The organism is Bradyrhizobium sp. CCBAU 11434, assembly GCF_028128895.1.
In the GTDB taxonomy this organism is placed as follows: domain Bacteria; phylum Pseudomonadota; class Alphaproteobacteria; order Rhizobiales; family Xanthobacteraceae; genus Bradyrhizobium; species Bradyrhizobium zhengyangense.
Genome location: NZ_LBJX01000005.1, coordinates 20883 through 28243 on the forward strand (window position 1 = coordinate 20883; position 7361 = coordinate 28243).

Genomic DNA, 7361 nt, shown 5'->3' on the forward strand with positions numbered 1-7361 from the left:
GTGGACCATTCGCGGCGATCCTAGATTCCTCGCTCTCGTGCTTGGGCTGGGGTAAGCGCGGAGTTCTGATTGCGACGGCGATACGTCACGAAGCCAAGCCCGCAGAATCCAATAAGCATCATCACCCAACTAGAGGGTTCGGGGACCGCCGCAACATTCCAAATTATAGCATTCGCCTCACCATCAACTGTACTGCCATACCCAACGATTTGTCCAAGATCATTGATGTCGCGGGCCACGCTGCTTGTAGCTCCAGTCAATTCACTCAGTTGAACTATCGACGAACCATCCCACAATACGGCAACGGTCCGTCCATTCGCGTCAGTCACCGAACCGACGACCTGCCCTAGGTTGTTGATGGAGTATGCGACACCGCTCACTTCGCCTGCGAGCGTTGGAAGCAACATTGGCGTCGAACCATTCCAGAGCGTCGCGAGAGTGTGTCCCGCTCCATCGATGCTGAACCCGACACTCTGACCGGCGTCGTTGATGTTCAGGGCCGTACTCCCCGTTGTATTGGTAAGAAGGCTCAACGCGGTCGGCGTGTTGCCGCTCCAGACCGTCGCAATACCAGAAGCACCCGTGTTGCTGACACCGACGACCTGCCCGAAATTGTTGATACCGAATGCGCTACTGCTCGTTGCTCCTGTAAGGTTGGGAAGAGCTGTTGGAGTTGTTCCGGACCACACGGTCGCAATGGAATTGGTCGGACTATTGATATAGCTCGCACCAACCACTTGGCCAGCGTTGTTGATCGCGAAGGCGTTGCTGTAGTTGGCGCCAGCGAGATAACCTAATGCAGTCGGGATTGTACCATTCCAAACAGTCGCTACTTGTCCGCCTCCCCAGCTATAGCCAACTGATTGCCCGGCGCTGTTTATCGACTGGAGAAGGCTATTTGGATAACCTCCACCTCCATTTAGGAACGTCGTCGACGCGCTGGTCCAGATCGTCCCGACAGCGCTGCAGCACCCCGTTGGGTACGACGCCCCCACGACCTGTCCACTATCGTTTACGCCATAAGCTGCTGCGGTTCCATTCCCCAAAATAGAGACGTTGTAGACGCTCGCTTGAGCAGCACCGTTCAAAACAAATGCGATCGTGGCTGCCACAAGCGTGGAGCGATATTTCATTTTCATTCCAAGTTCCCTCGCTGCGCACCGCGCAGTAGCACTGCCCCCGAATCAAGATTGGTCAGCTCTTGAACACGGCTTCGCATGGTGAGCAAGACAACAGATGGTCGAAGTTGTTCAGTGAGTTCCAACAACGAAACGTGGCAACTCATACGACCCGCATATCTGTTCGTATTTCAGCTATCTGACTAAAGTCCGGCGCGCTCAGGATGCTGAGTCACAACCGAGATCGACCTATCACGCGTCTAAAATAGTCGACGACACGATCATCCGCTCGATCGCCCGCTAGGAACATCTCCAGAGATACGCGACTTATTCGCCAACGACGGGCGTGCTCGTGGGTCCGCTTGGGATCAAGGCGCTTCAAACCGCCGCAATCAGTTTCCGCTCTACACCCGATTATGTTGCAAAACTCCCGTTGAGACGACTTGCGTTCCGTGATTCCGTTGATTCTGAGGATCATTTGCGGGGAGCCGCGCATGATGGGTCGGCGGAGAAAGGCCAAGGTCAGTTCTTCTATTCGTTTGACCTGGACAAGGTGGTCCGCTCCGACCATTTGTTTCGCCAGATCGATCGCGTACTCGATCTAGGCTGGGTCCACGATGAGCTTGCACCTTATTATTCGCATACGGGCCGGCCTTCGGTCGATCCGGTGCTGATGATCCCGATGCTGTTGGTCGGCTAGCGATTCCGTTTTTCCAGACCCACGACGCGCGGTAGCCCGCGCGCGTTCCGAAACACCAGTAATCGACAATTTGACTCTCGCCGGCGTCACGCTTCGATGGCGCCATGGCCAGCTCTCGACACAAAGACCGCACCGAACCTGACGGACGCCCGCTTAAGATCACGCTCGGCGATCTGCGGTCAACGGGCGTGCGGGATCTAATCGTGTTCTGCCAGGACTATCAGTGCAGCCACAACGTCAAGCTTGCAGCCGAGTACGTCGACCGGTGGCCGGACGAAATACGGATCTCGCAGCTCGAGCCGCGGTTCGTCTGCAAGGCGTGCGGCATGCGCGGTCCTGCATCGTCGGCGGCAGCAACGGCACTAAGCAGGCCATTTTGTCGAGAAAAAACGGAGCGCCTCGATGAGTTGAGAATCGCCTATAGGGCGCAGCCCATGGGGGCTGATCAATGAAGCTGATGAACGAGCGTCCGTATTCTGATCCAGAGGCCGCAGCGCGGAAGTTAACAGAACTCGCCAAGAGCATCGAGGCGGTCCAGAATGGCCGCATCCACATCGAGAAGATCAACGCGCCATTCCTGTCGAAGAACGGCTGCAAGGCCACCGGCTTTGAATTCGGAGCCGGCATCAAATACGCGATTGAAAAGGGCTGGATGGAACTGCACGAGAGCGGGGCGTATGTGCGGCTGTTGTCGCCTGGCGACAATCTCATGTCGCGCTGACCACCCGTCGATTTCCCAGGAACGAAGGCCCGGGCTTGTGAGTCTCGCTGGGCCGCCGCCGGGCTGGCGGAGCGGCCCCGGCCCATAACCCCCCGAGCCCTGAGAGCAGGGGCCGTCGTCTCTCCGCCCTTCATCGCGCGCATGGGGGACCGGGAACGGCGACCGATTTGCCAAGTTTTCCCGATAGCCCAGGCTCGTGATCCTGGGCTAGAAGGTGAACTGGCCCCAGCTCACCCATCCTTGTGAAGCTGGGGTCTTTTTGCAGCCACGACAGGCAGTGGCTTTCGCTCACTCTCCCCCGATAGGAGGCGGCTTCAGCGCATCAGCATATAAACGGCGACGCCAGCGATGACTGACAGACAGATCAGCGAGAAATAGAAATAGAGGTTGTTGGGGGCCATTGGGCCATTGTTCCCTCATGACATCGATACGTTTGATCCATGTCAACGGTTCAGGCATGTGGGCGCAGCACCGACCGGAGCGCATGGCGCCTGATTCGCGTTCCTGCTTTGCACGCCCTATCTTGGACTCCGGTCCCTGGAGTTCTTGCATTCGCCTTCCCCTCGATCATTCCGAACGATCGGCTCGACAAGGATTTTTACCTCGTCCTCGAGGAGTACGCGATGGTGCCGCTTTCAGCGAGACCGACGAAGGGATCGACTACGCCACGCTGATCAAGGATCTGTTGGCAGGCCAATATAACCAGGCCCTCCGGGTGGTGGCCTTCAATCCAGTCGAGGGCTGGTCGCGTGATGCATCGGAGGACGTTGCGCGCGACGTTGAGCAGTACATCGCTGCCCGCAGTCATGATGTTTCGAGAGGGCTGAGAGGTTTTGTCGAAAGCCACCTTGGTCGGGCAATCGGCGCGCAACTGTCGCTCCCGCTACAGCTGGCCGGCCATGGTTAGCGAGGGCAAGCCGGTCGGCTGGCGGTCGCAAAGCGAGATGGATCATTACATCCGTTGCCCGCAGTGCGGCGCGCTTGTCGACATGCGCGATCTCGGCGAAGTGCTCAACCACCTGCACGGCCAGGAGATCGACGAAGAACCGGCGACAATGAGTGTGACTTGCGCGACCTGCGACGGCACAGGCTGGGTTTGCGAGAACCATCCTGACCGCCCATGGGAGGGCCCGCGCGCACGCGGTTGCGGAGGAGCCGGCGCGCCATGCCCGGCATGCAACATCCCCGCCGATAGCGAGACGCCGCGGATTCTGGAGGGTTATCGGGTCGAACTCGACAAGGACGGCTGGCGTCACTGATGGCTAGATTTGGATCGTTCGAGTTCTGTCTGCCGACGGCCTCTAAGGTTTTTCCGGCCAGCCCTGATTGGCTGCATGAAGTCAAATATGACGGCTACCGGCTGCGCGTGGAGCGCCTCGGCGAGCGCGTACGGCTCTTCACTCGGAACGGACACGATTGGACAAGCCGCTTCCCCTGGATCGTCGAAGCTGCCCGCAAGAACCGGCAAACGCACTTTGTCATCGACGGTGAGGCTGTTGTGCTTGGGGTCGATGGCGTCTCTGACTTCAACGCGCTGCACTCGCGCAAGCATGATGCGGAGGTTCAGCTCTATGCCTTCGACCTGCTGGCCGTGGATGGTGATGATCTGCGGAAGTTGCCGCTGTCCATGCGCAAAGCGAACCTGGCGCGGCTGCTGCGCGGTCGCCCCGACGGCATCTTCATCGCCCCGTTCGAGATGGGCGAGATTGGACCGGATCTGTTTCGAGCAGCCGTCGGAATGGGCCTCGAAGGTATTGTGTCGAAGCGTCGCGATCGGCCCTACCAGGCCGGCCGTTCAAAGGAGTGGATCAAGGTCAAAAACCGAAGTCATCCTGCGATGGAGCGGGAGCTATGACGGTTGATCGCGGAAAGGCGCCGTGCAAAATTGGTTCGGCCGGAGCATTATCCGGCGCAGCGTTGGAATTAATCATGGCTCGCAATTTTGGACTGCACAGGTCCACCAATAATGATCGCGCCCCAATTTGTCCGCTACTCGTGATGACCCTGATCATCGTCGGCGTCATCAATGCGGCAGCGTTCCTGCCTCACCATTGAGGCAGTGACGGTCTGTACGGGCGCCTATTGATGGCCGGTGATTCGAGGAGAACGACCCCGAGGGCGGCCCTTGTCCGCATAAGCCGACTTGGTGCAGCGCCTCTGACAAGTCAGCCAGAGGCCAAAAACGAAAGTGGCGGCTTCAGAGCCCTAAAGGAAAAAGCCGCCCTAGGGCGGCTTTCAAAGTAGTAGATGCCGATGATGATGGTCTCAGGCGGCCATCAGTGATGGCTTCGACTTCCGACGATACGACATGAAGCCAAGGCCACCAAATCCCAAAACTAGCATCGCCCACGTGCTCGGCTCGGGAACCGCGGTAATCGCTGTCATAGTGCCAGTGAACGGACCATCTGCAGTGAAGGTGACCTGAGTGACAAACGCAGTAGAATTGTTTGGGTCAAGACCCAAGCTTGGATCAATTCCCAATATCTCAAACCTGCTAACGCCGCCCGGAGCGAAGGTGAACAAGGTGTTCGCGAAGAGATCTTGGGCAAATTGGTACGACGAGCCGCTCCAGAGATAGAGCCCGTAAGGATGGGACATTCCCAGGTCCGGCAGTGTCACCGACGCGAAGTTCGGATTCCCGTCGCCGACCGCGAAAATGTACCCGAGGGCGACGGCCGGATCCAGGTTCACGGACTGACCATGGCTCACGTCGATGTTGAAGCTGTAAACCGTTTGTCCCACGGAGTTGACCGATGAGACTGGCACCTGCACAGGTCCGCTAAATTGCGAGACAGCGCTCGGATGAAAATCAAAAAAGCTCTGAGAGCTCGCACCGGTTGTCGCGTTGGTCGAGGGGACCCGATAGTCATCACGTATCACAACGCCGTAGTGGCCATTCGGATTCAGATTGGCCGAGCTCGGAATGGTGAAGGTGGTTTGATTGGACGTAAGATCTTGCCTGAAAATGGTCTGTCTGTTGTGGTCGAGATCAATGATAAAAATTTTTGTGTTCTGATTGTAACCATTCGGTGGATTGAACGCCGGCGCGTTCCAGGAAAGTGTCGGAGTCGTTGTCGCGTTGGAGTTGCCGCTGATGGTTATCCCGGTAATGAAGGGGGGCACTCCGATCGTCGGATCGATTGCAAGAGTATTGACCTGCACAGTATTCGTATAGCTTGGGTTGCTGACGGAAAGATGCCAAGACCCAAGAAGGTTCGAGTTATAGGCAATCGTCCTATCGAACAAATTCGGATCAGGAATGGAGTTATTGTAGGGGACGTTAAAAGAGACAGTGTTTCCTCCAACGATTTGCGATGCCATCACCGTCGTGCCGCTTCCAAAGGCGAGATTGGCATTTGAACCGGCCGGGTGAAACCGTCCTCCAAATTCCAGAAACTGAGATCTGACGGGCTGGCCGAATGCGACGTTGCTGGAGTTGTAGCCAATAAAGTTGAAGGTTCCAGGAAACCCCGGCACACCGGAGTTCTCCACGATCGTATTGGCCTGAGCGATTGCCGGCGCAAGGATCAGTGTCGCAATGCAAATTGAACGACGCATAAGTCCCTCCAAATGAAACGACAACTAATCCGATTAAGCAAATTAAAATTGAATTGTTTTTAAGATGCGCCTAATTGCGACAAGCTGTCAATCATTGTTTCTGCTCGCGTCTGTCAGTGGCTATCTCTCCCTGGATGGGAACCGCGCCTGCTGCGAAGGGCGCTTGGCCTCGCGCAGTAGCCGCTCGTCCTGCAAGGCGCGCACGACCTCCTCACGCTAGGCTCGCGTGATACGCTTCAGCGCCGCACGAACACCATTCTCGCCCTCCTTCATTGCGATCGCGGTCAATTCTCAATCCAGAGTCCCGTGCCATCAGCCCGTCCACAACGTCGGAGATGCGGTTCGCAGCATCCTCCGCCACCGCACCGAACTGGGCGACCGGCAGCAAATTGCAGCGCAGCCGCTCGAGCTGTCAAACGGCGTTCGGGGACCCCTATCGGCATTCAAAAGAAAGTTGGACGCCGGTTGACAGTCGATTTTTCTGGCTTTTCCCGACGAACAGCTTCAAACCTCCTCCCATTGCCAAATTATGTTGTCAGGGACATTGCGATGACAAAGCGCGCTGCTTCCCGGAATGCTTTTCGTGGGTTGTTTGCCCTCTATGCGGCCAAGGCCCACCATGATGGTAACGGCATAGCTGAAGAGCAGCTGCTGAGATTGTTCGGGTCGAGCGAAGACATTCCTGACGATCTTTTGGAAAAGTGGTCGACCAGCGCGGGTCTGATTGGTTCGGAGGCCGTCGGCAACATCCTGTCGCCCCTCGCACATCAAATCGCGGACGGCAGTGCGCAATATGATCACGCTAGCGATTTTCTTCATCGACTGCTGCGAGAGCTAGATCGAAGCGTTCACTAAGGGCCCTCGACGAAGGGCGCCTTGGCTTTTCGCCGCTGTCTTGGATGAGCGTCGGCTACGGTGGAGGATCGCCGATGTCGAATGCACCTAAGTGGTAGTCTTCGCCAACGGACTGTTCGGAGGTGGGCCGCGAGATCAAGGTGAAGGTGGCGTGGGGAAATCTGGTCCACACTTCGATGTCTTCTGAGGTGACGGTCAGATAGCCGAAAAAGCATCTGTATCGGCCCGGCTCCGTTACGCGGCCGATTTTATCCCACGTGATCTTGTTGACGCGCATCTCTGATCGATCAAAAAAGGAAACCCGCTCGCACACGCGAGCGGGTCCCTCATGCCCATGCGATTGCGCCAGTCCGGCGGCGCATTAGAGGTTATCCTTTATTGGTTTCTTTCCGGTTACCCTTGAGCGCTC

Annotated in this window: 9 protein-coding genes and 2 pseudogenes; 8 read left to right on the plus strand and 3 right to left on the minus strand. The window is 57.1% G+C overall.

Features of this window, described 5'->3' with window-relative positions; genetic code table 11:
• Positions 1-20: 20 nt before the first annotated feature.
• Positions 21-1139: a PEP-CTERM sorting domain-containing protein gene (locus tag XI06_RS07175; protein ID WP_271604935.1), complete on the minus strand. Its 1119-nt coding sequence runs from the start codon at positions 1137-1139 to the stop codon at positions 21-23.
• A gap of 457 nt (positions 1140-1596) precedes the next feature.
• Between XI06_RS07175 and XI06_RS07180 the strand changes: the two are divergent.
• The 7 genes and pseudogenes from XI06_RS07180 to XI06_RS07210 form a co-directional block, all read left to right on the plus strand.
• Positions 1597-1815 (plus strand): annotated as a pseudogene (locus XI06_RS07180) (IS1182 family transposase); the annotation flags it as partial.
• 107 nt (positions 1816-1922) lie between these two features.
• Positions 1923-2270, plus strand: a complete 348-nt coding sequence (locus XI06_RS07185) for a hypothetical protein (RefSeq protein ID WP_271604936.1) — start codon at positions 1923-1925, stop codon at positions 2268-2270.
• Complete coding sequence (locus XI06_RS07190) at positions 2267-2539, plus strand: hypothetical protein (protein WP_271604937.1); 273 nt, start codon at positions 2267-2269, stop codon at positions 2537-2539. The genes XI06_RS07185 and XI06_RS07190 overlap by 4 nt, the downstream gene beginning before the upstream one ends.
• Before the next feature lie 418 nt (positions 2540-2957).
• Positions 2958-3446, plus strand: a complete 489-nt coding sequence (locus XI06_RS07195) for a hypothetical protein (RefSeq protein ID WP_271604938.1) — start codon at positions 2958-2960, stop codon at positions 3444-3446.
• Positions 3439-3798 (plus strand): hypothetical protein, encoded by a 360-nt coding sequence (locus tag XI06_RS07200; protein ID WP_271604939.1) that lies wholly within the window; start codon positions 3439-3441, stop codon positions 3796-3798. The genes XI06_RS07195 and XI06_RS07200 overlap by 8 nt, the downstream gene beginning before the upstream one ends.
• Positions 3798-4394, plus strand: a complete 597-nt coding sequence (locus tag XI06_RS07205; protein WP_271604940.1) for an ATP-dependent DNA ligase — start codon at positions 3798-3800, stop codon at positions 4392-4394. Before XI06_RS07200 ends, XI06_RS07205 begins: the two co-directional genes overlap by 1 nt.
• Entirely contained in the window at positions 4391-4594 is a 204-nt protein-coding gene (locus XI06_RS07210) for a hypothetical protein (protein ID WP_271604941.1), read from the plus strand. Before XI06_RS07205 ends, XI06_RS07210 begins: the two co-directional genes overlap by 4 nt.
• A 210-nt stretch (positions 4595-4804) precedes the next feature.
• Here XI06_RS07210 and XI06_RS43690 read toward each other — a convergent pair.
• Positions 4805-4921, minus strand: a pseudogene (locus XI06_RS43690) (PEPxxWA-CTERM sorting domain-containing protein); the annotation flags it as partial.
• Positions 4922-6646: 1725 nt separating this feature from the next.
• On the opposite strand from XI06_RS43690, the gene XI06_RS07220 reads away from it, so the two are divergent.
• Complete coding sequence (locus XI06_RS07220; protein ID WP_271604943.1) at positions 6647-6952, plus strand: hypothetical protein; 306 nt, start codon at positions 6647-6649, stop codon at positions 6950-6952.
• A gap of 55 nt (positions 6953-7007) precedes the next feature.
• On the opposite strand, the gene XI06_RS07225 is transcribed toward XI06_RS07220, so the two are convergent.
• A complete protein-coding gene (locus XI06_RS07225) occupies positions 7008-7229 on the minus strand; it encodes a hypothetical protein (protein ID WP_271604944.1) in 222 nt (73 codons plus the stop codon).
• Positions 7230-7361: the final 132 nt, after the last annotated feature.

Coding starts and splice junctions, on each gene's coding strand:
- XI06_RS07175 (WP_271604935.1), bottom strand. CDS start 1,139: ATGAAAATGAAATATCGCTCCACGCTTGTGGCAGCCACGATCGCATTT.
- XI06_RS07185 (WP_271604936.1), top strand. CDS start 1,923: ATGGCCAGCTCTCGACACAAAGACCGCACCGAACCTGACGGACGCCCG.
- XI06_RS07190 (WP_271604937.1), top strand. CDS start 2,267: ATGAAGCTGATGAACGAGCGTCCGTATTCTGATCCAGAGGCCGCAGCG.
- XI06_RS07195 (WP_271604938.1), top strand. CDS start 2,958: ATGACATCGATACGTTTGATCCATGTCAACGGTTCAGGCATGTGGGCG.
- XI06_RS07200 (WP_271604939.1), top strand. CDS start 3,439: ATGGTTAGCGAGGGCAAGCCGGTCGGCTGGCGGTCGCAAAGCGAGATG.
- XI06_RS07205 (WP_271604940.1), top strand. CDS start 3,798: ATGGCTAGATTTGGATCGTTCGAGTTCTGTCTGCCGACGGCCTCTAAG.
- XI06_RS07210 (WP_271604941.1), top strand. CDS start 4,391: ATGACGGTTGATCGCGGAAAGGCGCCGTGCAAAATTGGTTCGGCCGGA.
- XI06_RS07220 (WP_271604943.1), top strand. CDS start 6,647: ATGACAAAGCGCGCTGCTTCCCGGAATGCTTTTCGTGGGTTGTTTGCC.
- XI06_RS07225 (WP_271604944.1), bottom strand. CDS start 7,229: ATGCGCGTCAACAAGATCACGTGGGATAAAATCGGCCGCGTAACGGAG.